The sequence below is a fragment of the Mesorhizobium sp. CA10 genome (genome assembly GCF_020165285.1).
Classification (GTDB): domain Bacteria; phylum Pseudomonadota; class Alphaproteobacteria; order Rhizobiales; family Rhizobiaceae; genus Mesorhizobium.
In genome coordinates this window covers 1-19,741 of the sequence record NZ_JAIUHV010000010.1, presented here as the reverse complement: position 1 = coordinate 19,741, position 19,741 = coordinate 1, and the positions used below count along the sequence as shown (strand labels likewise).

The 19,741-nt window shown below is 62.5% G+C and carries 21 protein-coding genes, 1 tRNA gene and 1 pseudogene; 10 read left to right on the top strand and 13 right to left on the bottom strand.

Features of this window, described 5'->3' with window-relative positions:
* Positions 1–10: 10 nt before the first annotated feature.
* Positions 11–646, top strand: coding sequence for a recombinase family protein (locus tag LB535_RS20380; protein WP_224633454.1), 636 nt, complete (start codon positions 11–13; stop codon positions 644–646).
* A 112-nt stretch (positions 647–758) separates the two neighbouring features.
* Here LB535_RS20380 and LB535_RS20375 read toward each other — a convergent pair whose 3' ends face one another.
* Positions 759–1,349 (bottom strand): hypothetical protein, encoded by a 591-nt coding sequence (locus LB535_RS20375; protein WP_224633453.1) that lies wholly within the window; start codon positions 1,347–1,349, stop codon positions 759–761.
* 114 nt (positions 1,350–1,463) lie between these two features.
* Here LB535_RS20375 and LB535_RS20370 point away from each other — a divergent pair, with 114 nt between their 5' ends.
* Positions 1,464–1,712, top strand: coding sequence for a helix-turn-helix transcriptional regulator (locus LB535_RS20370; protein ID WP_318012322.1), 249 nt, complete (start codon positions 1,464–1,466; stop codon positions 1,710–1,712).
* 4 nt (positions 1,713–1,716) lie between these two features.
* Here LB535_RS20370 and LB535_RS20365 read toward each other — a convergent pair whose 3' ends face one another.
* From LB535_RS20365 to LB535_RS20360, 3 genes and pseudogenes are all read right to left on the bottom strand, one after another.
* Positions 1,717–3,129 (bottom strand): site-specific integrase, encoded by a 1,413-nt coding sequence (locus tag LB535_RS20365; protein WP_224633451.1) that lies wholly within the window; start codon positions 3,127–3,129, stop codon positions 1,717–1,719.
* Between the two features lie 57 nt (positions 3,130–3,186).
* Positions 3,187–3,333, bottom strand: a pseudogene (locus LB535_RS29085) (DUF6538 domain-containing protein); the annotation flags it as partial.
* A gap of 67 nt (positions 3,334–3,400) precedes the next feature.
* Positions 3,401–3,476: transfer RNA gene (locus LB535_RS20360), tRNA-Ala, on the bottom strand.
* Positions 3,477–3,694: 218 nt separating this feature from the next.
* Here LB535_RS20360 and LB535_RS20355 point away from each other — a divergent pair.
* On the top strand, positions 3,695–3,994 hold the full coding sequence (locus LB535_RS20355; RefSeq protein ID WP_095770068.1) for a YggT family protein: 300 nt from the start codon (positions 3,695–3,697) through the stop codon (positions 3,992–3,994).
* A complete protein-coding gene (locus tag LB535_RS20350) occupies positions 3,994–4,317 on the top strand; it encodes a DUF167 family protein (protein WP_224633450.1) in 324 nt (107 codons plus the stop codon). Before LB535_RS20355 ends, LB535_RS20350 begins: the two co-directional genes overlap by 1 nt.
* Positions 4,318–4,713: 396 nt before the next feature.
* On the opposite strand, the gene LB535_RS20345 is transcribed toward LB535_RS20350, so the two are convergent.
* From LB535_RS20345 to LB535_RS20335, 3 genes are read right to left on the bottom strand one after another with little or no spacing between them, the layout of a single operon-like run.
* Positions 4,714–5,595: a MurR/RpiR family transcriptional regulator gene (locus LB535_RS20345; RefSeq protein ID WP_224601983.1), complete on the bottom strand. Its 882-nt coding sequence runs from the start codon at positions 5,593–5,595 to the stop codon at positions 4,714–4,716.
* A 9-nt stretch (positions 5,596–5,604) separates the two neighbouring features.
* Positions 5,605–6,672 carry an ABC transporter ATP-binding protein gene (locus LB535_RS20340; RefSeq protein ID WP_224633449.1) on the bottom strand — a complete coding sequence of 356 codons (1,068 nt, stop codon included), beginning with the start codon at positions 6,670–6,672 and terminating at the stop codon, positions 5,605–5,607.
* Positions 6,673–6,674: 2 nt separating this feature from the next.
* Complete coding sequence (locus LB535_RS20335; RefSeq protein ID WP_224531951.1) at positions 6,675–7,445, bottom strand: SDR family NAD(P)-dependent oxidoreductase; 771 nt, start codon at positions 7,443–7,445, stop codon at positions 6,675–6,677.
* 172 nt (positions 7,446–7,617) lie between these two features.
* On the opposite strand from LB535_RS20335, the gene LB535_RS20330 reads away from it, so the two are divergent.
* From LB535_RS20330 to LB535_RS20315, 4 genes are all read left to right on the top strand, one after another.
* Positions 7,618–8,850 carry an ABC transporter substrate-binding protein gene (locus LB535_RS20330; protein ID WP_140846457.1) on the top strand — a complete coding sequence of 411 codons (1,233 nt, stop codon included), beginning with the start codon at positions 7,618–7,620 and terminating at the stop codon, positions 8,848–8,850.
* A 405-nt stretch (positions 8,851–9,255) separates the two neighbouring features.
* Positions 9,256–10,125 (top strand): carbohydrate ABC transporter permease, encoded by an 870-nt coding sequence (locus LB535_RS20325; RefSeq protein ID WP_224633448.1) that lies wholly within the window; start codon positions 9,256–9,258, stop codon positions 10,123–10,125.
* Complete coding sequence (locus LB535_RS20320) at positions 10,122–10,946, top strand: carbohydrate ABC transporter permease (protein WP_224633447.1); 825 nt, start codon at positions 10,122–10,124, stop codon at positions 10,944–10,946. The genes LB535_RS20325 and LB535_RS20320 overlap by 4 nt, the downstream gene beginning before the upstream one ends.
* An 81-nt stretch (positions 10,947–11,027) precedes the next feature.
* Positions 11,028–12,548, top strand: coding sequence for a M81 family metallopeptidase (locus LB535_RS20315; protein ID WP_224633446.1), 1,521 nt, complete (start codon positions 11,028–11,030; stop codon positions 12,546–12,548).
* A gap of 109 nt (positions 12,549–12,657) precedes the next feature.
* On the opposite strand, the gene LB535_RS20310 is transcribed toward LB535_RS20315, so the two are convergent.
* The 6 genes from LB535_RS20310 to LB535_RS20285 all read right to left on the bottom strand — a co-directional run bounded on the left by LB535_RS20310 (position 12,658) and on the right by LB535_RS20285 (position 17,919).
* A complete protein-coding gene (locus tag LB535_RS20310; RefSeq protein WP_224633445.1) occupies positions 12,658–14,712 on the bottom strand; it encodes a M3 family metallopeptidase in 2,055 nt (684 codons plus the stop codon).
* Between the two features lie 76 nt (positions 14,713–14,788).
* Complete coding sequence (locus LB535_RS20305) at positions 14,789–15,160, bottom strand: nuclear transport factor 2 family protein (RefSeq protein ID WP_224633444.1); 372 nt, start codon at positions 15,158–15,160, stop codon at positions 14,789–14,791.
* Positions 15,161–15,215: 55 nt separating this feature from the next.
* A complete protein-coding gene (locus LB535_RS20300; RefSeq protein ID WP_095769607.1) occupies positions 15,216–15,857 on the bottom strand; it encodes a carbonic anhydrase in 642 nt (213 codons plus the stop codon).
* Positions 15,858–16,021: 164 nt separating this feature from the next.
* Entirely contained in the window at positions 16,022–16,774 is a 753-nt protein-coding gene (locus tag LB535_RS20295; protein WP_224633443.1) for a DUF429 domain-containing protein, read from the bottom strand.
* Positions 16,771–17,655: a pyridoxal kinase PdxY gene (gene pdxY, locus LB535_RS20290; protein ID WP_224633442.1), complete on the bottom strand. Its 885-nt coding sequence runs from the start codon at positions 17,653–17,655 to the stop codon at positions 16,771–16,773. The genes LB535_RS20295 and pdxY overlap by 4 nt, the downstream gene beginning before the upstream one ends.
* A gap of 12 nt (positions 17,656–17,667) precedes the next feature.
* Positions 17,668–17,919 carry a hypothetical protein gene (locus tag LB535_RS20285; RefSeq protein ID WP_224633441.1) on the bottom strand — a complete coding sequence of 84 codons (252 nt, stop codon included), beginning with the start codon at positions 17,917–17,919 and terminating at the stop codon, positions 17,668–17,670.
* Positions 17,920–18,161: 242 nt separating this feature from the next.
* Here LB535_RS20285 and LB535_RS20280 point away from each other — a divergent pair, with 242 nt between their 5' ends.
* Positions 18,162–18,806 (top strand): LemA family protein, encoded by a 645-nt coding sequence (locus tag LB535_RS20280; protein WP_224611045.1) that lies wholly within the window; start codon positions 18,162–18,164, stop codon positions 18,804–18,806.
* Positions 18,807–18,968: 162 nt separating this feature from the next.
* On the top strand, positions 18,969–19,741 hold a 773-nt coding region (locus tag LB535_RS20275; RefSeq protein ID WP_263490853.1), incomplete at its 3' end, for a TPM domain-containing protein.

Here is a 19,741-nt window from a genome sequence, read left to right as displayed (position 1 = left end):
GGAGATAGTGATGTCCGTTATCCTTTATGCCCGAGTCTCGACAACAGACCAGACCATAGAGCATCAGGAGGCCCAGGCCAGGAAGGCCGGCTTTCAGATCGACACAGTTGTTTCTGACCAAGGAGCATCCGGCTTGAGCACAAAGCTCGCGGATCGCTCAGAAGGCAGGCGCCTATATGACATGCTCCGCAGGGGCGATACGCTGGTAGTGCGATGGGTAGACCGGCTCGGGCGAAACTACCAGGATGTCTGTGATGTGATCAGGGAGTTCATGCGCAGAGGCGTTACCATCAGAACGGTCATCAACAACATGACGTTCGATGGGGCAACTACAGACCCGATCCAGCAAGCGGTACGTGATGCCCTGATTGCCTTCATGGCTGCAACCGCTCAAGCGCAAGCAGAGGCGACGAAGGAAGCGCAGAAGGCTGGCATAGCCCACGCACAGACGAAGGACACGAAATATCGCGGTCGCAAGCCAACTTATGACCGGCATCAGTATCAGCTTGTCAGGGAGATGCTTGCTAATGGTGCCGGCGCGTCGGCCATCGCCAAGGCAACGGGTTTGACGCGGCAAACGGTAATCCGCATCGAAGATAAAGCACCCGATCAGGCCGAAGCAAACTTGCTGGCTTGGGGGCTTTAGAGATTAGGCCCCAAATCGAACAGGGAAGGCCGCTGACAGGGGTTAGGGCGTTTCCGCGCCAATCCCCCGCGACGAGGGAACAAACGAGTCCTGCGGGCTTCCCCTGGCGCAGCTAGCTCACTCGCCACGGAGGCGGCGGCCCAACCTTCAAGATTTCGGCAGCGAGCCATTTGGGGTCTATCCCATCCTTGTAAGCACGCTTTGTGCCTTCATCGTCAGTCAGCTCGATCCAATGCAAGTCAGTGCTGGCTTTGCCGTCCAGGCGCTTGGCCTCTGCCACCAGAGCTTGCTTATAATCATCGTAACTTGTCGGCCGGTTTCCGGTCTGCGGAGCCGTGCTATTTGCGTCCGGTCGCTTCGCCCTGCCATGCTCCGGGGCAGAGGAATGAAGCATGTCTATCAGGACTTGATTCCACATTGCGAGCTTAGGCTTCATACCCTTTCGATACGCTTCCGCGATCATGGGCAACTGCTTGCCACCGTAGAACACCCGTACGTGGTCCATGGCATTGTGGATCATTGAGGCCGGCATGTGTTCCGCATCCATGCTAGCCACGAGATTGGCCTCAGCAACCGTGTGGCCAGACTCCAAGCCGGTCAAAAATATCGAGGCTCTTACGGTCTCGGCACCTCTCCGGGAATTGCCTTTGAGGAAATAGAACACTGCTGCTCCGAGTACGACCAGCCCTAGCAAAATATCCATCTGTAGCCCCTGTCTGATCCACCAAACTGCCACGAACTCAAAGGCAAAATATCTGATTTTTGGATAATCTGATTTTCGGATTACCCGCCCGTCTGACCTCTCGTCAACGGGCCCATGCCGAAGTCTCTGCACTCAGAACGTCATGTGATGATCGCCAAAGCGTTGGCGGATCAGAGGCGTTTGAAAGGCCTGACCCAGACCCAAGTCGCAAAAGCGATGGGACGACACCAGCCGTTCATAGCGAACATCGAAAGTGGCGAACGCAGAATTGACCTTGTGGAGCTTCTGGACATAGGCGCTATCATCGACCTAGACGTTGAGGCTCTGGTTCGTAGACTGCGGAAACCACTTTCGGAGAAATAGCTCGCTAAAACACCTTCTCCAATGCTGCGAGCAACTGTGCAGGAGGGAACCCATTCCGATTGTAGGTACTGAGGGTGGTCGTTCCCGGCTCATGTCCTACGATTGCCATGATATGAGCCTGACTGACGTCACCCTTAATTAGCTGTCTAACGACAGAATGCCGTAGGCTGTGAAAGGTCAGTTGCTTCGTCTTCAGTTTCAGGTCTGGCAGGAAGGTCTCATTGAACCATCTGCCCAGGTTGCGGCCATAGCCGTCCGATTCTGTGTACGTCAGTTGCGGAAAGAGGCGGACGTTTCCCGGTTTGGAGCGCACTGCATCTATATATTCGAGTAGACCGTATTCGATAAGACCCGGATGGATCGGAACGACACGCTTGGAGGAGGCGTTCTTGAGCTTCTTCGTTGGACCAGACCCATTGATGTCGAAGCAGTGGATACCGTCCACGACCCTGATATCGTCCAAATGAAGCTGAGCGACCTCGTTCAACCGTGCACCTGAGTGCATGGCTATGAGCGTTCCCCACTTGTGATGCTCTTGCAGATTTCTGCTCTTATCCAAAAGGGCATTGCGTAGTGTTTCCAGCTCAGAGTCAGAGAACGGAAGACGGGGAGCCTCATCGTTGGTGCGTTTGTTTCCCAACGACAGACCGGAAAACGGGTTCTCTGCACAATAGCCGTTCTGTTTGGCCCAATTAAATAGACCCTTGTAGGTTTGCAGGTACTTGTTGATCGTCAGGCGATGCAGGGTTGTTAGCCCCGTCATCCCTAGTATCTCATCCAGCGTCTTACCTCTGGTTAGTTTGCCTTTGTTTCGGTTCACAGGATATGACGCGAGGACTTCCCTTACTTTGCGTGCCTTCGGATGGTCGATTGTCCGCGCGTCCAGGTCTTTGCCCAATATCTCGTAAAGCAGGTCTATGTGTTCCTGCTTCTCACCCTCGGTCTTGGGTGTCCAACGTTCCTCTAGCCTTGCGTATTTCCAGAACTCCGTCACCAGTTGCGACAAGGACGTGAAGTCGGAGGACTTTTGGGAAGAAGGCAAAGGGACCGTGGCCTGATTGTCAGTCTCGAAATCGTAGCTGCCAAACGCGCTATCGAAATCGAGCACGGCTTGGCAGTAGGCACCATTTGCGCGCCGGTACTCTTTAAGGAGCATTTGCCGCATCCCATTCGGCAAATCCGTTGATCGACCAACCTCCACAAGAATCCGATCCATCATGAAGTTGTCGATAAAATTCCTATCCGCTGCTTCTTTGAGGCTCTGGACGTTCGGGACGCGTGCATCAGCAACAGCCTGCTCGAAAGCCGATATCACAACCGGGGACAGGTGCCCGTTCTCTCTGATGGATTGTTTGTGAGCCTTTAAGGCCTCCTTAAAATAAGCAGAAAACATGCCGTGAACGTCAGCATAATCCATCTGATTTTTTACCCTGCCATGCCCTACCACAGAGGCTACGTACCTGAGGCTATACGCTAGTAGCAATGCCTCTCGACGATCCCTTGTACCGAGAGATATTCGAATGGTTGTCGCAGCTCCCTTAGGGTGCAAGGGTCTGGGCAGGGGGTGCCGATAGTAGAAAATTCCGTGCCGAGAACGTGACAGGTAGGCGGGAATGCGCATAGCAAATGGCTCACTTGGTTGTCCCACCAGCGAAAACCCATTGCTAAGACTTTGATTTTAAATCCGCTGGTGGAGCTGAGGGGGATCGAACCCCTGACCTCATCATTGCGAACGATGCGCTCTCCCAGCTGAGCTACAGCCCCGTTCCAGCGGATGGGCTTGTATCGGTCGCGGCCGTTTGATGTCAAGGCGAAAGACCGGGCCGGCACAGGCGCCGTGGCGGGGCAGGCCTTGCCCGCACGCCAAGCCCACGGGCCTTGCCCGCACGCCAAGCCCACGGGCCTTGCCCGCTCGCCAAGCCCGCGGGCTTGCCCGCACGCCGAGCAATGGCTACATGTCGGCGACAATTTTGGAGACCGGCATGATCGCCCTTATTCAGACCATCGTCATGGCGCTTGATATCTACTGGTGGATCATCATCGCCTCGGCGATCTTTTCCTGGCTCTACGCCTTCAATGTCGTCAACTCGCGCAACCAGTTCGTCGGCAGCGTGGGCAATATGCTCTACCGGCTGACCGATCCGGCATTGCGCCCGATACGCCGCTTCATGCCCGATCTCGGCGGCATCGACATTTCGCCGATCATCCTGCTTCTGATCATCTTCTTCATCCGGCAGTTCCTGGTCACTACCGTCTGGTCCTGGGTCGTGGCCGGCGGCTGATGAGCACGCCGTTTCGGCTGCGCGAGAACGGCATCGACCTCTTCGTGCGTCTGACGCCGAAAGCGGCGCTCGACCGGATCGACGGCGTCGAGACCGCCGCCGACGCGCGCAATCATCTCAAGGCGCGCGTGCGCGCCGTGCCGGAGAACGGCGCCGCCAATACAGCGCTGGAACGGCTGATGGCGAAGGCGCTGGGTGTTCCAGTATCGGCCGTTTCGGTGGTTGCCGGCGGGACATCGCGACTGAAGACGCTGCGGGTCGTGGGTAATGGGGCCGAGCTGGCGAAAAGCGTCGAGGCTCTTTCTAAGCAATCGAAGATCTGAGACGCAGGCGGGACGGCGCCCCCCTCTGTCCTGCCGGACATCTCCCTCGCTTGGCTACGCTATGCACACATCTTCTGTGACTGTCGTGACTGATCAGGCCGAGGCTTGATTGCCACGTGGTTCCCCCAATCCGTCGCTGCTTCGCAGCGCCACCTTTCCCCCCTCCGGAGGGAAAGGAAGGGAGCGTTGCTGGACGAGCATTGACGGCAAAAGGCTTGGCGCCTTTCCTCTACCCCGTCGATCGGGGGAGAGGTGGCTCGGCGAAGCCGAGACGGAGTGGGGGGTCGACCAGCGCTACATGAGGGGCGCGGAAGCTGCCAATCGGGAAGATGCCCGGCAGGCCAGAGGAGGGCGCGAGCGATCGCCAGCGCTGACGGCGCAAGCCGCTGCGACCGCTCAATCGCCCAGCGGCAGTCTCGGATCGTCCACCTTCAGCGTGTTCACGCTCTGCTTTATGCGGCGCAGATTCTCCAGCACTTTCGGCCCGCGCGCTTCCGCCACCGTGGTGGCGATCATGTCGAGGATGGCAAGCAGCGCGTAGCGCGACGAGGTCGGCTTGTAGATGTTTCCGTCCTCGACGGACTGCAGAAGGATGACCGTGTCGGCGACCTTGGCCAGGGCCGAATCCGGCGCGGTGATGGCAACGGTCGCCGCACCATATTGCTGCGCAACCTCGACCGCCTCGATCACCGAGCGCGCATAGCCCGAGACGGAGAAGGCAAGCAGCGTCGTCTCGGGCGTCGCGACGGCGGCATACATGCGCTGCAGCTGGCCGTCGGTCTGGGCGAGCGCCGACAAGCCGAGCCGGAACAGCCGGTTCTGCATCTCGGTCGCCATCATCGAGGAGATGCCGCCTGAGCCGATGCACAGCACATTGCCGGAAGCCGCGATGCGGGCGGCGACGTCCATCACCGTCGTCATGTCGAGGTTTTCGCTGGCGCGCTGGATGGCGGCGATCGCCGCCTCGGTGATTGCCGACGCGATGCGCTGCTCGCGCGCGTCGCGGCTGAGCGGCTCCGGCGACAGATACTGGCCGCCGATGGCGATCGCCTGCGCCAGGTAGAACTTGAAATCGCGCAGACCCTCGCAGCCGAGATTGCGGCAGAAGCGGGTGACGGTCGGCTCGCTGACGCCGACGCGCGCGGCGATCTCCGAGATCGCGGCCTTCGAGGCGAAATCAAGATCGGAAAGCACCAGCCCGGCCAGCCGGCGGTCCGACTTGGTGCCGTCCTGCGATATCAATTGCAGGCGGGTGATGATGTCGGCCGGGGTCTTCATGTCATCATCTCACAGCGGCAGGCCCGTCGCCTTGTCGAAGAGGTGGATGTTGCGCGGGTCGACGCTCACCGGCAGCCGGTCGCCGGGCTTCACCTGCAGCCGGTCGCGGAACACCGCGCGCACCGTGTCGTCGCCGACCGAGCCATAGACATGCGTTTCCGAACCGGTCGGCTCGACGACATCGACCTTGATGGCGATCGCATCGTCGCCGGCGCCGACGAGGAAGTGCTCGGGCCGGATGCCGGCCTCGACCGTGTCCCTGCCGGACGCGGCCTTGCCCGGGAGCGCCAGACGGCCGCCGCCCGTCGTCTCGAACCAGGACTCGGCTCCGGCGGTCTTCAGCGCGCCGGAGACGAAGCTCATCGAAGGCGAGCCGATGAAGGCGGCGACGAATTTGTTGGCCGGCCGGTCGTAGAGCTCCAGCGGCTGCCCAACCTGCTGGATGCGGCCGCGATCCATCACCACGATGCGGTCGGCCATGGTCATCGCCTCGATCTGGTCGTGGGTGACGTAGACGATGGTCGATTTCAGCCGCTGGTGCAGCGCCTTGATCTCGGTGCGCATCTGCACGCGCAGCTGCGCGTCGAGATTTGAAAGCGGCTCGTCGAACAGGAAGACCGAAGGCTCGCGCACGATGGCGCGGCCCATGGCGACGCGCTGGCGCTGGCCGCCCGACAATTGCCTTGGATAGCGGTCGAGATAGGAAAAGAGGTTGAGCACGCCCGACGCCTTCTTGACCTTGTCCTCGATCGCCGCGCGCGTCTCGCCGCGGATCTTCGGGCCGAAGCCGATATTCTCCGACGCCTTCAAATGCGGGAACAGCGCGTAAGACTGGAACACCATGGCGATGTTGCGTTTCTGCGGCGGCAGCTCGTTGGCGCGCATGCCACCGATGACGAGATCGCCGGAGGTGATCGTCTCCAGCCCTGCCAGCATGCGCAGCAAAGTGGACTTGCCGCAGCCGGACGGGCCGACCAGCACGACGAACTCACCGGTCCGGATGTCGAGATTGATATCTTCGAGGATTTTGTGCTGGCCGAAGGATTTCGACAGGTTGCGGAACTGGACGTCGGTCATGGTCACGCTCCCAAAATGTCGTCGATGAAAGGCAGGTAGCCGGCTGTCAGTCCCGCGTCCACGGGGACCACGGCACCTGTTATGCCGGAAGCGCGCTCGGAGGCAAGGAAGGCGACGGCCTCCGCCACTTCCGACGCATTGACGATGCGGCCGAGCGGATAGAGCCGCTTCAGCCGGCCTAAGATCTCGGGGTCCTTGGCCAGGCGATGGTCCCAGGCGGCGGTGCGGATCGAGCCCGGACAGACGACATTGGCCCGCAACCCGCTGCGGCCGAGCTCGACGGCGATGGATTTGGCGTAGGCGTTGATGCCGGCTTTGGCCGCCGCATAGGCCGGATTGCCGAAATGCGAAATCGCGTTGACGGAGGAGATGAAGACGACGCTGCCCGACCCGCGCTTGGACATCGCCTTGATGAGCGGATCGGCGAAGGTCATCACACCGGTCAAATTGAGGCCGAGCTCCTCTTCGATCTTGTCCGCCGTCAGCGCCTTCAAGGTCTCGGCGCGCGTCCAGCCGGCATTGTTGATCAGGATGTCGGGAACGCCGTCCTTGTCGAGCAGCGCGGGTATCGCCGCTTCGATAGAGGCCCGGTCGAGCAGGTTGAAGACATGGCGCGACGCGATATGCGGGCTGGCCAGAGCTTCCACCGACTGGTCGCAGCCGACGACGCGCGCGCCGCGCTCGGCTATGAGCTCGACGATCGCCGAACCGAGGCCGCCGCCGGCGCCGGTGACGACAACGGTTCTGCCCTCGAAATCGGCCTTTGATACCACGATGCGCGCTCCTCCGCCGTGCCAGACAGCGAGGGAACGCTATCCAACAAAATGTAATTTAGCAACATGATAAACTGCTTGCATTGGGCATAACCCTCGATAATGTAGGAAAGTAACATAAATCCTGTGCCTCTAAGGCCGGGCGCGAATGCGCATCAATGGGAGAGATCAGATGAGCCTTGCGAAATGGACTGTCGGCCTGTTGGCCGGAATGAGCATGCTGGCTTTTGCGGCACCTGCCGGTGCCGGCGAGGTGCGCGTCACTGTCGCCGAATACAGCGCCAAGACCGGCCCCTATTTCGAAGAGGTCAAGAAGGAGTTCGAGGCGGCCAATCCCGGCATCACCATCAAGTATGAAGTGGTGCCGTGGGACGTGCTCCTGCAGAAGCTCACTACCGACATCACCGCCGGCACCAATGCCGACCTTTCGATCATCGGCACGCGCTGGCTGATCGACTTCGTGCAGCAGGATGTCGCCGAGCCGCTCGACAGCTACATCAAGCCGGAGTTCAAGGACCGCTTCATCGACACCTTCCTGCAGCCCTCGATCATGGACGGCCACACCTACGGCCTGCCGATCGCGGCTTCCGCCCGTGCCATGTATTACAACAAGGAGCTGTTCGAGAAGGCAGGCATCGCCAAGCCACCGGCCACCTGGAGCGAGCTGCAGGAGGATGCGCGCAAGATCAAGGCGCAAGGCGCCTTCGGCTACGGCCTGCAGGGCAAGGAGATCGAGACCGACGTCTATTACTACTACGCGATGTGGTCCTTCGGCACCGAAATCCTCAACAAGGACGGCACCTCCGGTCTGAGCACGCCCGGCGCGCTCGAGGCCGCCAAGCTTTACAAGTCGATGATCGACGAGGGCCTGACCGAACCGGGTGTGACCTCCAACAACCGCGAGGACGTGCAGAACCTGTTCAAACAGGGCAAGGTCGGCATGATGATCACCGCGCCGTTCCTGTCCAACCAGATCAAGGAAGAGGCGCCGAAGCTGAAATACGGCGTCGCCGCCATCCCCGCCGGCCCGACCGGTGCGCGCGGCACCTATGGCGTCACAGACTCCATCATCATGTTCAAGAACTCCAAGAACAAGGACGAGGCCTGGAAGCTGCTCGACTTCCTGTTCACCAAGGAGCAGCGCGCCAAGTTCACGCAAGGCGAGGGCTTCCTGCCGGTGAACAAGGAAGAGGCGAAGATGGAATATTACGTCAACAACGCCGACCTCGCCGCCTTCACCGCGCTTCTGCCCGACGCCCGCTTCGCGCCGGTCATCCCGGGCTGGGAAGAGATCGCCCAGATCACGTCGGACGCCATGCAGAAGATCTATCTCGGCAGCGCCACGCCGGAAGCGGCCTTGAAGGAGGCCGCCGACAAGGCCAACGCCGTCCTGACGAAGAAATAGGGCGTATCTCCCTGCGCCCGTGGCGCGCTCCACCCCGTCGGAGCGCGCCACATCTATTTCCTCTCCCTCCGGAGGGGGGAGAGGTGGCTCGGCGAAGCCGAGACGGAGTGGGGGAACCACCTGGCCACCGCCGCGAGCGGGCTTACGAAAGACACTCCGCGCAAGCATCGCCTCGCCTTACGCCAAGGGTCGACCCCCACTCCGTCGAGCTTCGCTCGACACCTCTCCCCCGATCGACGGGGGAGAGGAAGGGCTCTCTTCCGCATCCGCCGCGGAGGACGGGCGCACAGGTGAGGAACAGCGCCACCACTTGCAAGGAATCCGGAAGCGACGTCCTGAGAAGAAGGAGGCAAGTCAATCTGTTAAGCCAGCCTCATCCATCCGCAACGCGACACAAACCAGCCGATGCAAAATCGTTTCCTGCCCTATCTCCTGACGCTGCCCAGCCTGTTCCTGGCGGGGGTGGTGATCTTCTGGCCAGTCTGGGATCTGATCCAGATCTCGACGCATGACGTCAACCGCTTCGGTCAGTTGCGCGAGTTCAGCGGTCTGGCCAATTTCGCGGCGCTCGCCGCCGATCCCGATTTTGTCGCCGCGCTCTGGCGCACCGCGTTGTGGACGGTGCTGGTCGTCGGCGGCGCGCTGCTTTTGTCGATCCCGGTGGCGATCATCCTCAATACGGACTTCTACGGCCGCGGCCTCGCCCGCGTCATCATCATGCTGCCCTGGGCGGTGTCGCTGACCATGACCGCGGTGGTCTGGCGCTGGGCGCTCAACGGCGAGAGCGGCATGCTGAATTCGGCGCTGATGAAGCTCGGCCTGATCAGCCAGAACATCCAGTGGCTGGCCAGCGCCGAAACCGCCTTCCCGATGCAGGTGCTGATCGGCATATTGGTGACGGTGCCGTTCACCACAACGATCTTCCTCGGCGGCCTGTCCTCGATCCCCGACGATCTCTACGAGGCGGCGGCACTCGAGGGCGCGACGCCCTTGCAGCAGTTCCGCGAGATCACCTTTCCGCTGCTGAAGCCGTTCATCAACATCGCGATCGTGCTCAACACCATCTATGTCTTCAACTCCTTCCCGATCATCTGGGTGATGACACAAGGGGGGCCGGCAAACTCGACCGACATATTGGTCACCCATCTCTACAAGCTCGCCTTCCGCATCGGCAAGCTGGGCGAGGCATCAGCCGTGTCGCTGGTGATGTTCGCGATCCTGCTCGTCTTCACCATGATTTATGTCCGCCTCGCCATGCGGGAGCAGCGCGCATGAACGGCAAGTTGAAACGCACCATCATCGCCTGGCTGCTGCTTGCACCGTTGGTCGCGGTGACGATCTTCCCCTTCGCCGTGATGTTCCTGACCGCCGTCAAGCCACGCACCGAGGTGCTGACGCCCACCTGGTGGCCGAGCGAATTCCGCTGGTCGAATTTCGCCGACATGTGGGTGGCGACCGGCTTCGGCCAGGCGCTGCTCAACTCGCTCTATGTCTCGGCGCTGGCGACCATCGGCGCGATCCTGATCTCGGTGCCGGCCGCCTACGCCATGTCGCGCTTCCGCTTCGGCGGCTATGGCGCCTTTCGCCAGTTCCTTTTGATCTCGCAGATGATCTCGCCGATCGTGCTGGTGCTCGGCCTGTTCCGGTTGATGGCGGCCTGGGGCTTGGTGGAGAGCACCACCGCGCTCGGCTTCATCTACATGGCCTTCAACGTCGCCTTCACGGTCTGGATGCTGCAGAGCTATTTCGACACCATCCCGCGCGACCTCGAGGAGGCGGCCTGGATGGAAGGCGCCGGCCGTTGGTTGACGCTGCGCAAGGTATTCCTGCCGCTCTGCCTGCCGGCGATCGCGGTGACGGCGATCTTCACCTTCATTAATGCCTGGAACGAGTTCGTCGTGGCGCTCACCATGCTGCGCAGCCAGGAAAGCTACACGCTGCCGATCCAGGTTTTCTCGCTGGTCGCCGGCCGCTATACGATCGAATGGCACCATGTCATGGCCGCCACCCTGCTGGCGACACTGCCGGTGGCGATCCTCTTCATCTGGCTGCAGCGCTACCTCGTCCGCGGATTGGCGCTCGGCGCGGTCAAATAGCTATCCCCGCGATTCCAGGAAAAGTGCGCAGCGGTTTTCCGTCCGGAATTGCGAAAAACAAAAGGTCATCACGGAGCCTTCATGCGCATCTTCACCGCCTCGCTGGCGACGGAAACCAACACCTTCTCGCCGGTGCCGACCGACCGGGCTTCCTTCGAGATGGCCTTCTATGCCGGCCCCGGAAAACATCCGGAGACGCCGACGCTCTGCTCCTCGCCGATCGTGGCGCTGCGCAAGCGCGCCGCGAAGGAAGGGCTGACCGTCATCGAAGGCACCGCCACCTGGGCGGAGCCCGGCGGCCTGGTGCAGCGGCAGACCTATGAAGCGCTGCGCGACGAGATCCTCGATCAGCTCAAGACCGCCTTGCCGGTCCATGCGGTGATCCTGGGATTGCATGGCGCCATGGTGGCGCAAGGTTATGACGATTGCGAAGGCGATCTCTTGGAGCGCGTGCGCGCCATCGTCGGCCCGAAAGTGGTGATCGCATCGGAATTCGATCCGCACAGCCATTTGACCCCGAAACGCGTCGCGGCCTGCAATGTCATGGCCTATTTCCTGGAATTCCCGCACACCGATTTCTACGAGCGCGGCGAGCATGTGGTCGAGCTCGGCCTCGCCGCGGCGCGCGGCGAGATCAAGCCGGTGATCTCGACCTTCGACTGCCGCATGATCCAGGTGCTGCCGACCAGCCGCGAGCCGATGCGCTCCTTCGTCGACAGGATCAAGGCCCTGCACGGCAAGGACGGCGTGTTGTCGGTCTCGGTCATCCACGGCTTCATGGCCGCCGACGTGCCCGAAATGGGCACGCGCATCCTGGTCGTGACCGACAATGACAAGGAAAAGGGCGACAAGCTCGCCGAAACGCTCGGGCGCGAGCTCTACGCCTTGCGTGAGAAGACCGCCATGACAATGCTGTCTGCATCCGCAGGCATCCAGCAGGCGCTAGCCGTGCGCGCCGAGCGCAAGGACAAACCCGTCGTGATCGCCGACATCTGGGACAATCCCGGCGGCGGCGTGCCGGGCGACGGCACCATCGTGCTGCGCGACCTGCTTTCGCGCGGCGTGGGCAAGGTCGGCGTTGCGACGATCTGGGACCCGATCGCCGTGACCTTCTGCCATGCGGCCGGCGAGGGCGCGGTCATCGACCTGCGCTTCGGCGGCAAGGCCGGCCCTCAGGCCGGCGAGCCGATCGATGCCCGCGTCAGGGTGCTGAAGACAACCAACGAAGGTTGGCAGAGTTTCGGACCAAGCCGGGTGACGCTGGGGCCGTCGGCGGTGGTTCGCATCGAAGGTACCGAGGTCGACGTCATCTTGAACACCAACCGCACCCAGACTTTCGAGCCGGATATCTTTTCCAACATCGGCATCGATCCGCTGTCGAAGGATGTCCTCCTGATCAAGTCGACGAACCATTTCTACGCCGGCTTCGCGCCGATCGCTGCCGAGATCATCTATGTGGCTGCGCCGAGTTCCTATCCGAGCAATCCGGCGGTGACGGATTACAAGAAACTGACGCGGCCGATCTGGCCGAGAGTGGCTGATCCGTGGCGCGCTTCCCCTTCTCCCCTTGTGGGAGAAGGTGGCCGCGAAGCGGCCGGATGAGGGGTGTTCCAGCGGAGTGAGGCGCTGGCGTTCCCTGGAGCACCCCTCATCCGTCTCGGCGCTGCGCGCCGATCCACCTTCTCCCACGGGGGGAGAAGGGAAAGATGCGTCACACCAATCCCCGCTTCACCATCATCGCCTCAGGCGACGGCATCTTCCCGCGGAAGGTCGTATAAAGCTCCTCCGGATCCTTCGACCCACCCGCGGCATAGATGTTCTTCCGCAGCCGCTCGGCGAGTTCCGGATTGAAGGCATCGCCCGTCTCCTCGAAAGCCGAGAAGGCGTCGGCGTCGAGCACTTCCGACCACATATAGGAATAATAGCCGGCTGAATATCCGTCGCCGGCGAAGACATGGCCGAAATGCGGGGTGCGGTGTCGCATCGCGATCGTGTCGGGCATATGCAGCTTTTCCAGCGTTTCAGCCTCGTATCGAAGCGGCTCGGCGGGCGCGTCAGGTCGCGCATGATAGGCCATGTCGATCAGCGCCGAAGCGGTGAACTCGACCGTGGCGAAACCGGCGCCGAAGGTGCGGGCAGCGAGCATCTTGTCGAGCAATGCCTTCGGCATCGGCTTGCCGGTCTTGACGTGCAGCGCATGCTTTTCCAGCACCGCCGGCACCGTCAGCCAATGCTCGTAAAGCTGCGAGGGCAGTTCGACGAAGTCGCGGCTGACCGAAGTGCCGGAGACCGACGGCCAGGTGACGTCGGTCAGCATGCCGTGCAGCGCATGGCCGAACTCGTGGAACAGCGTCTTCGCCTCGTCGACCGACAGAAGCGCCGCCTCGCCGGCCGGCGGCTTGGCGAAGTTCATGATGTTGTAGATCACCGGCTTGGCGCCCGGGCAAAGCTTATAGCCCGACCGCAGCGCGCTCATCCAGGCGCCGGAGCGTTTTGACGGCCGCGCGAAATAATCGGCGAGGAACAGGCCGCGCTCGCTGCCGTCGGCATTCTTCACCACGAAGACGCGCGCGTCGGGATGCCAGGCTGTTATGCCCTTCTTTTCCTCGAAAGTGATGCCGAACAGGCGTGTCGCGACATCGAAGCAGGCTTCGATGACGCGTTCGAGCTGCAGGTAAGGCTTCAGCTCCGCTTCGTCGAAGGCGAATTTCTCGGCGCGCAGCTTCTCCTGGTAGAAGCGCCAGTCCCAGGCCGCGAACTTCTCATTGCTGCCGGCTTCCGCCGCCAGCCGCTCCAGCTCCTTCTGGTCGGCGGCCGCTTTTTCCAGGGCTTTCTCCCACACGGGATCGAGCAGCTCGTGCACGGCCTTCGGCGTCTTCGCCATCGTGTCGTCGAGCTTCAGCGCCGCGAAGGATTCGTAGCCCAGAAGCTTCGCTTTCTCGGCGCGCAGCTTCAGCATGTCGCGCACGACATCGGTGTTGTCGGAGGCGCCGCCATTCTGGCCGCGCATGATGAAGGCTTTGAACGCGATCTCGCGCAGGTCGCGGCGCTCCGAGAAGGTCGAGAACGGCTCGTAGATCGAGCGCGACAGCGTCACCGCGTAGCGGCCCTTCTGGCCGCGCATCTCGGCCGCTTCCGCCATCGCGCTCTTCAAGAAGTCCGGCAGGCCGGCAAGGTCGGCCTCGTCGAGGAACAGCGCCCAGTCACGCTCGTCGGCCAGCACGTTCTGGCCGAATTTGGTGCCGAGCGAGGAGAGTTCCTCGTTGATTGCCGCGAGCCGCTTCTTGCCGTCGGCATCGAGCTTGGCGCCCGAACGGACAAAGCCCTTCCAGGTCTTTTCCAGGACGCGCAGCGTCTCGGCATCAAGCTTGAGGCTGTCGCGCCGCTGGTAGAGATCGTCGATGCGGGCAAACAGTTTTTCGTTCATCGAGATCGCCGAGAAATGCCGCGACATCTTTGGCGAAACCTCGCGCTCCATCGCCTGGATCGTGTCGTTGGTATGAGCGCCGGCGCGGCACCAGAAGATCGACGAGACACGGTCGAGCGCCTCGCCGGCAAGCTCGAGCGCGGCAAGCGTGTTCTCGACGGTCGGCATCTCGCTGTTGCCGGCGATCGCGTCGATCTCGGCCTGATGCGCCGCCAGCGCCGCGTCGAAGACCGGCCCGAAATCATTGTCGCCGATTCGCGAGAAATTCGGCAGGCCTAGCGGCCCTTGCCAGACGGTCAGCGGATGGGCGGCGAGATCGACGGTTTTTGAAGATGACATGTGCATTCCGGTGAGTGGATGGAGGCGGGTGCCTCCGATGTAGGGCGACGTCCCACACCGCGCAACACGGCGGAGTTCAATAGCCGCTGCAATCCTGCGCCACCGCCGTCTGCGTGCTGACGACGATGCGCCCGCCAGCGATGGTAAAAGTCTCGCGCATCAGCATGTCGTTGCTGGGGAAGTCGTAGCAGGCGAGCACCGTGGTCTCGCCATTCTCGCTCTTTTCAATGCGATGACGGATCGTGGCGCCCGTCACCGCGCCCTGCCATTCGTCGATCGAGGCGATGAAATCCTGCTTGGTCTGCACGACGCCGATGTCGTCCAGCTTCATGCGCACGTCGTCGGCAAGCAATTCGGACAATTCGGTCCTGTCGGCGGCCAGCAGCGCCGAATACCAGCGATCGATGATGGCGCCGTCATCGGCGCTGGCGCGGGCGACCGTGGACATGAACAGCGCCGCCGCGAGAAAGAACCTCCACCGGCTCCGGTGCATTATCCCTCCGTCACAACTCAGGCCGCTCGAAATCGCCGGTTTCCTTGTTCATCACCCACAGCTCCCCGGTCGAGATGTCGAACCATGCGCCGTAGAGCGAGAGCTTGCCCTTGCCTTCGAGGATCGAGACGCAGGGAAAGGTCCTGAGATTGGCGATCGAATAGCGGACTGAAATACGCTCCAGCGCCGTCTGACGCTCGGTCGCCGTCATCATGGTACTGGAGGCCACGGTCTCGGCGGCCGGCGCGATCAGGCTCATCCATTTGCCGATGAAGTCGCCGGGCGACAGGGGCGAGGAATTGGTGTCGAGCGCGGCACGGATGCCGCCGCAGCGGCCGTGGCCCATCACCACGATGTTCCTCACCTTCAGGCTCTGCACGGCGAATTCGAGCGCGGCCGATGTCGAGTGATATTCGCCGTCCGGCTCATAGGGCGGCACCAGATTGGCGACATTGCGCAGCACGAAGAGCTCGCCCGGCCCGGCGTCGAAGATCGCCTCCGGGGCTGAGCGGGAATCGCAGCAGGCGACGATCATCGTTTCCGGCGCCTGGCCTTCGCGCGCCAGAGAGCGATAGCGGTCGCTTTCCGAGGGATAGCGGCCGGCCATGAAGTTGCGATAGCCGGCGAGGAGGTGCTCAGGGAGGTGAGGCATGGGCGGCGTCTGGGCCCTTTCCGGGTTGGATGCGGCACGAATGTGGGTGTTCGAGCGATGTCTGCCTGAAGTCTGGGAAAGCCTCTAGCGGCAAAAGTCGGTCGCGAGCAATGCCGAATTGCGGATGAGCCCGTCGCAATCGCGATGCGGCATTCATGGCTTCGTCACACCCAGATGGCAACGGGAATGCCGAAACGATCGGTCAATGGCGGATCTGGAGAAGGTTTTGCCTCGCCGCTGGCGATGCGCCCGGCAATCAGCATCATGGCCGCCGCATCGAGGAAGTCGTCGCTCGCCGCGCCACGTGGCGGCGCCTGGTCGAGAAAGGTTTTGCTGTAGCCATGCCGACAAAGCAGCGCCTTGCGCTCCTCCATGCCGGCCGGGTTGACCGCTCCCTTGATCTTCTTCGGCAGCGCCATCGCCGTGCCGCCATTCAACCGGCAGAATGCCACTTCCGGGTGCGATTCGAAGATACGGCTGCGCAAATCGGGGCGCGCGATCAGCAGGGCGTCGATCTCGCGGATCTTCGAAAAGATGCCGAAAGCCTGGATGGAAACGCCGCGCGGCGGGTCGGAGGTCTCCATCGCCACCGCGCTTGCCCTTCGATGCGCCGCATACCAGGCTTCGACCGTGGTGAAGTCGCTGGTGTCGGCATAGAGCGCCGCCCGCGAAGGGATGGCGAACACGCTGGATTGCCGCGCCCCGAGCAGCGGCCGCACCAGCGCTTCCGGCCCGCGACCTCCCTTGCGCGAAAAATCCGGCAGGCCGATCGGCATGTCGACGGCGAACGTGGCATCCGGCAGCGCGTCGAGCAGCGCCTGGAAGCTTGGGAAGACCGAGACCGATGGCGCGGCGTCCGCTTGGCGGTGGACGGCGATCCAGCCGGCCTTGCAGCCGTCGACGCCTGCGAGCTTCACGCCCGCTTGTCCCGCCCGGGATGCAGGAGATGGCGCAACTGCACCATGGCCATGGGGTGCGACAGGCTCTGCGCGTCGGTTTCGAGTTGCAGCTCGTCGCCGCCGCGTTTCGCTGTGCGAGCGAGGATCTCGTAGACGGCGGCGGTGGTCGATTGCAGCGCCTTGACCGGCGGCTGGCCGGACAGAACGCGCGCCAGATAGACGGCCGCAGTCAGGTCGCCCAACCCGTTCGGCGGCTTCTCGATCACGCGGTGCTCGGCAAGCAGCGCCTGGCTGCCGTCGAGCAGGAAATTGCCGGTGCTGCCCGCCATCATCGCGGGCGCCGAGGTCACCAGCATGGTCGAAGGGCCGGCGTGAAGTGCCGCCGCCGTCACCGCCTTGATGTCGGGCAGCGGCGCGCCCGCCATCCATTCCAGCTCATAGCGGTTGGGCGTGGCGATATCCGCGATCGGCATCAATTTGTCGCGCATGGCGATGGCCGTCGGCTCGGGCACGTAGAGCCCGCCCGAATCGCCCATCACCGGGTCGCAGATGTAAAGCGCGTTCGGCGTCTTTTCCTTGACGGCGGCGACAAGCGAGGCGACCGCGTCAGCCTGGCCGGCCTCGCCGAGATAGCCCGACAACACGGCCCTCACCTCGCCCAACCAGGGCGCGCGCTCGAGATCGGCCATCAGCGCCTTGAACTGATCGAGCGGCGGCACGATGCGCGTGGCCCGGCTGTGGCCCGGATGCCAGGGCAGGATGACGGTCGGCACCGCCCAGACCGGGAAGCCCAGCGTCTCCAGCGCGAAGACGGCGGCGCGGTTGCCGACCGAGCCGCGGGCGACATGGCTGGAGATGACGATGACCGCGCGCGGCGCGTCGATTTTTTCTGCATTCATGGAAATCTGTTCCTAGCCGCCACGCGTTGCGGCATACACCAGCCAGGCCAATAGCCCAATGGCAATGAGGAAGCCGAGCGTTCGGCCAATGCGGGTTCCCCAATATTCGATGGGATCGGTGCGGTCGGTGTCGGCGGCGGTCACGCGGTCACGCGCGTCCTTCGCCGTGCCGACGATGAACGACGCGCCGCCCGGCGCTGTCTCGCGCGCCACGCGTTCGAGGATGCGGCGCGATTCGGTCTCGTCATCCTGGCGCTCGGCCATGGCAATTGCCCTTTCCTGCCCGGACCTTAGAGCAATTCCAGGAAAAGTGCGAAGCGTTTAGGCTCGGCGACTTCGCCGTAGCCTTCCGGCCGGAATGGCGTCAAACAAGACGATGAAATCCTGTTCGCTCGACTATTCACAGGGGCTCGCGCCCGAGCCGGAGCAGGCGTCATCGGCCGGACATTTTCTTACGCGTGGATTGTGGTAATGCTTCGCGCGCAACTTCTGTCGAGGGACCAATCATGATTGCCGAGCGCCTCTCACTAGCCTCCCCCTTCCGCAGCCTTGCCGCCTTCCTGATGATGGCTTTCGTGCTGCCGCTGCTTGCCGGCTGCGGTTACAACACCATCCCGACGGCGGAAGAGAACGCGCATGCGGCCTGGAGCGAGGTGCTCAACCAATATCAGCGTCGTTCCGACCTGATCCCGAACCTGGTCGAGACGGTGAAGGGCTATGCCTCGCATGAAAAAGATACGCTCGACGCAGTCGTCCAGGCGCGCGCCAAGGCGACGCAGATCACGGTGACACCGGATACGCTGAAGGATCCCGAGGCGCTGAAGAAGTTCCAGGATGCCCAGGCCGGGCTGACCAGCGCGCTGTCGCGGCTGATCGCGGTGTCGGAAGCCTATCCCGACCTTAAGGCGAACCAGAATTTTCTCGCGCTGCAAGCGCAGCTGGAAGGCACCGAGAACCGCATCGCCGTGGCGCGGCGCGACTACATCCAGGCGGTCAGGGACTATAATCTGACGCTGAAGACCTTCCCGTCCGTGCTGTGGGCGACCTTCTGGTTCCGCGGCAACGAGCCGTTCGCGAACTTCACCGTCGAGGAAGACAAGATGCAGGTGCCGAAGGTCGATTTCGGCACGAGCACGAAGCAGGGCGGGTGAGCGGCGATTTAATCGAGCCTGTCAGCTTTGCGTTCCTTCGCGCCCCCCTCTGTCCTGCCGGACATCTCCCCCTCTTGGGGGGAGATTGGACGTCACGCCGGCCTTCGCCAATCTTCAGCGTCGAAGAAAGGGCGAGGTTGTCGAAACTGCCAATCTCCCCCCTTGAGGGGGAGATGTCCGGCAGGACAGAGGGGGGCGCGACAGAACGCCGGCATCGCCTTTCTTGGCTTGCTTTTTTGTCTCCTCCTCCCCCTCGCCGCCCTCGCCGCCGACCTTCCCGCCCTCACCGGCCGCGTCGTCGACAATGCCGGCATCATCGATGCTGGCACGCGCGCGTCCCTCACGCAAAAACTCGCCGACTTCGAAACCAAGGGCTCGGACCAGATCGTCGTCGCCACCATACCCAGCCTCGGCGGCGAGGAGATCGAGCCTTACGCCAACCGGCTGTTCCGCTTCTGGAAGCTCGGCCAGGCCAAGGAAAATAACGGCGTGCTGCTCTTGGTCGCGCCCAACGACCGCAAGATGCGCATCGAGGTCGGCTACGGGCTGGAAGGCACGCTGACCGACCTGCACACCAAGCTGATCATCGAGAACGACATGGTGCCGGCCTTCCGCGCCGGCGATTTCTCTGGCGGCATCACCAAGGCCGTCGACGACATGATCATGGTCCTGGAGGGCAATCCGGAGGAGCTGGAAGCGCGCGGCAAGCGCAACGAACAGGCGCCGTTCAATTCAGACGACCTGTTCTTCGCCATCTTCATCACCATCTGGGCGCTTATCTTCTTTGGCGGCATCGCGATGACGGTGCTGCCGCCGATCTTCGGCCAGAAGATCGGACCGGGCCGCTATCGCTGGCTGGGCATGACCTTCGATCAGAACCGGCGCTCTTCCTCGGGCGGCTGGTCGTCTGGGGGCGGAGGCTGGTCGTCGGGCGG

What these genes read in the sequence shown, in the direction of transcription:
- LB535_RS20380 (WP_224633454.1), top strand. Translation starts at nt 11, where the DNA reads ATGTCCGTTATCCTTTATGCCCGAGTCTCGACAACAGACCAGACCATA.
- LB535_RS20375 (WP_224633453.1), bottom strand. Translation starts at nt 1,349, where the DNA reads ATGGATATTTTGCTAGGGCTGGTCGTACTCGGAGCAGCAGTGTTCTAT.
- LB535_RS20370 (WP_318012322.1), top strand. Translation starts at nt 1,464, where the DNA reads ATGCCGAAGTCTCTGCACTCAGAACGTCATGTGATGATCGCCAAAGCG.
- LB535_RS20365 (WP_224633451.1), bottom strand. Translation starts at nt 3,129, where the DNA reads ATGGATTATGCTGACGTTCACGGCATGTTTTCTGCTTATTTTAAGGAG.
- LB535_RS20355 (WP_095770068.1), top strand. Translation starts at nt 3,695, where the DNA reads ATGATCGCCCTTATTCAGACCATCGTCATGGCGCTTGATATCTACTGG.
- LB535_RS20350 (WP_224633450.1), top strand. Translation starts at nt 3,994, where the DNA reads ATGAGCACGCCGTTTCGGCTGCGCGAGAACGGCATCGACCTCTTCGTG.
- LB535_RS20345 (WP_224601983.1), bottom strand. Translation starts at nt 5,595, where the DNA reads ATGAAGACCCCGGCCGACATCATCACCCGCCTGCAATTGATATCGCAG.
- LB535_RS20340 (WP_224633449.1), bottom strand. Translation starts at nt 6,672, where the DNA reads ATGACCGACGTCCAGTTCCGCAACCTGTCGAAATCCTTCGGCCAGCAC.
- LB535_RS20330 (WP_140846457.1), top strand. Translation starts at nt 7,618, where the DNA reads ATGAGCCTTGCGAAATGGACTGTCGGCCTGTTGGCCGGAATGAGCATG.
- LB535_RS20325 (WP_224633448.1), top strand. Translation starts at nt 9,256, where the DNA reads ATGCAAAATCGTTTCCTGCCCTATCTCCTGACGCTGCCCAGCCTGTTC.
- LB535_RS20320 (WP_224633447.1), top strand. Translation starts at nt 10,122, where the DNA reads ATGAACGGCAAGTTGAAACGCACCATCATCGCCTGGCTGCTGCTTGCA.
- LB535_RS20315 (WP_224633446.1), top strand. Translation starts at nt 11,028, where the DNA reads ATGCGCATCTTCACCGCCTCGCTGGCGACGGAAACCAACACCTTCTCG.
- LB535_RS20310 (WP_224633445.1), bottom strand. Translation starts at nt 14,712, where the DNA reads ATGTCATCTTCAAAAACCGTCGATCTCGCCGCCCATCCGCTGACCGTC.
- LB535_RS20305 (WP_224633444.1), bottom strand. Translation starts at nt 15,160, where the DNA reads ATGTCCACGGTCGCCCGCGCCAGCGCCGATGACGGCGCCATCATCGAT.
- LB535_RS20300 (WP_095769607.1), bottom strand. Translation starts at nt 15,857, where the DNA reads ATGCCTCACCTCCCTGAGCACCTCCTCGCCGGCTATCGCAACTTCATG.
- pdxY (WP_224633442.1), bottom strand. Translation starts at nt 17,655, where the DNA reads ATGAATGCAGAAAAAATCGACGCGCCGCGCGCGGTCATCGTCATCTCC.
- LB535_RS20285 (WP_224633441.1), bottom strand. Translation starts at nt 17,919, where the DNA reads ATGGCCGAGCGCCAGGATGACGAGACCGAATCGCGCCGCATCCTCGAA.
- LB535_RS20280 (WP_224611045.1), top strand. Translation starts at nt 18,162, where the DNA reads ATGATTGCCGAGCGCCTCTCACTAGCCTCCCCCTTCCGCAGCCTTGCC.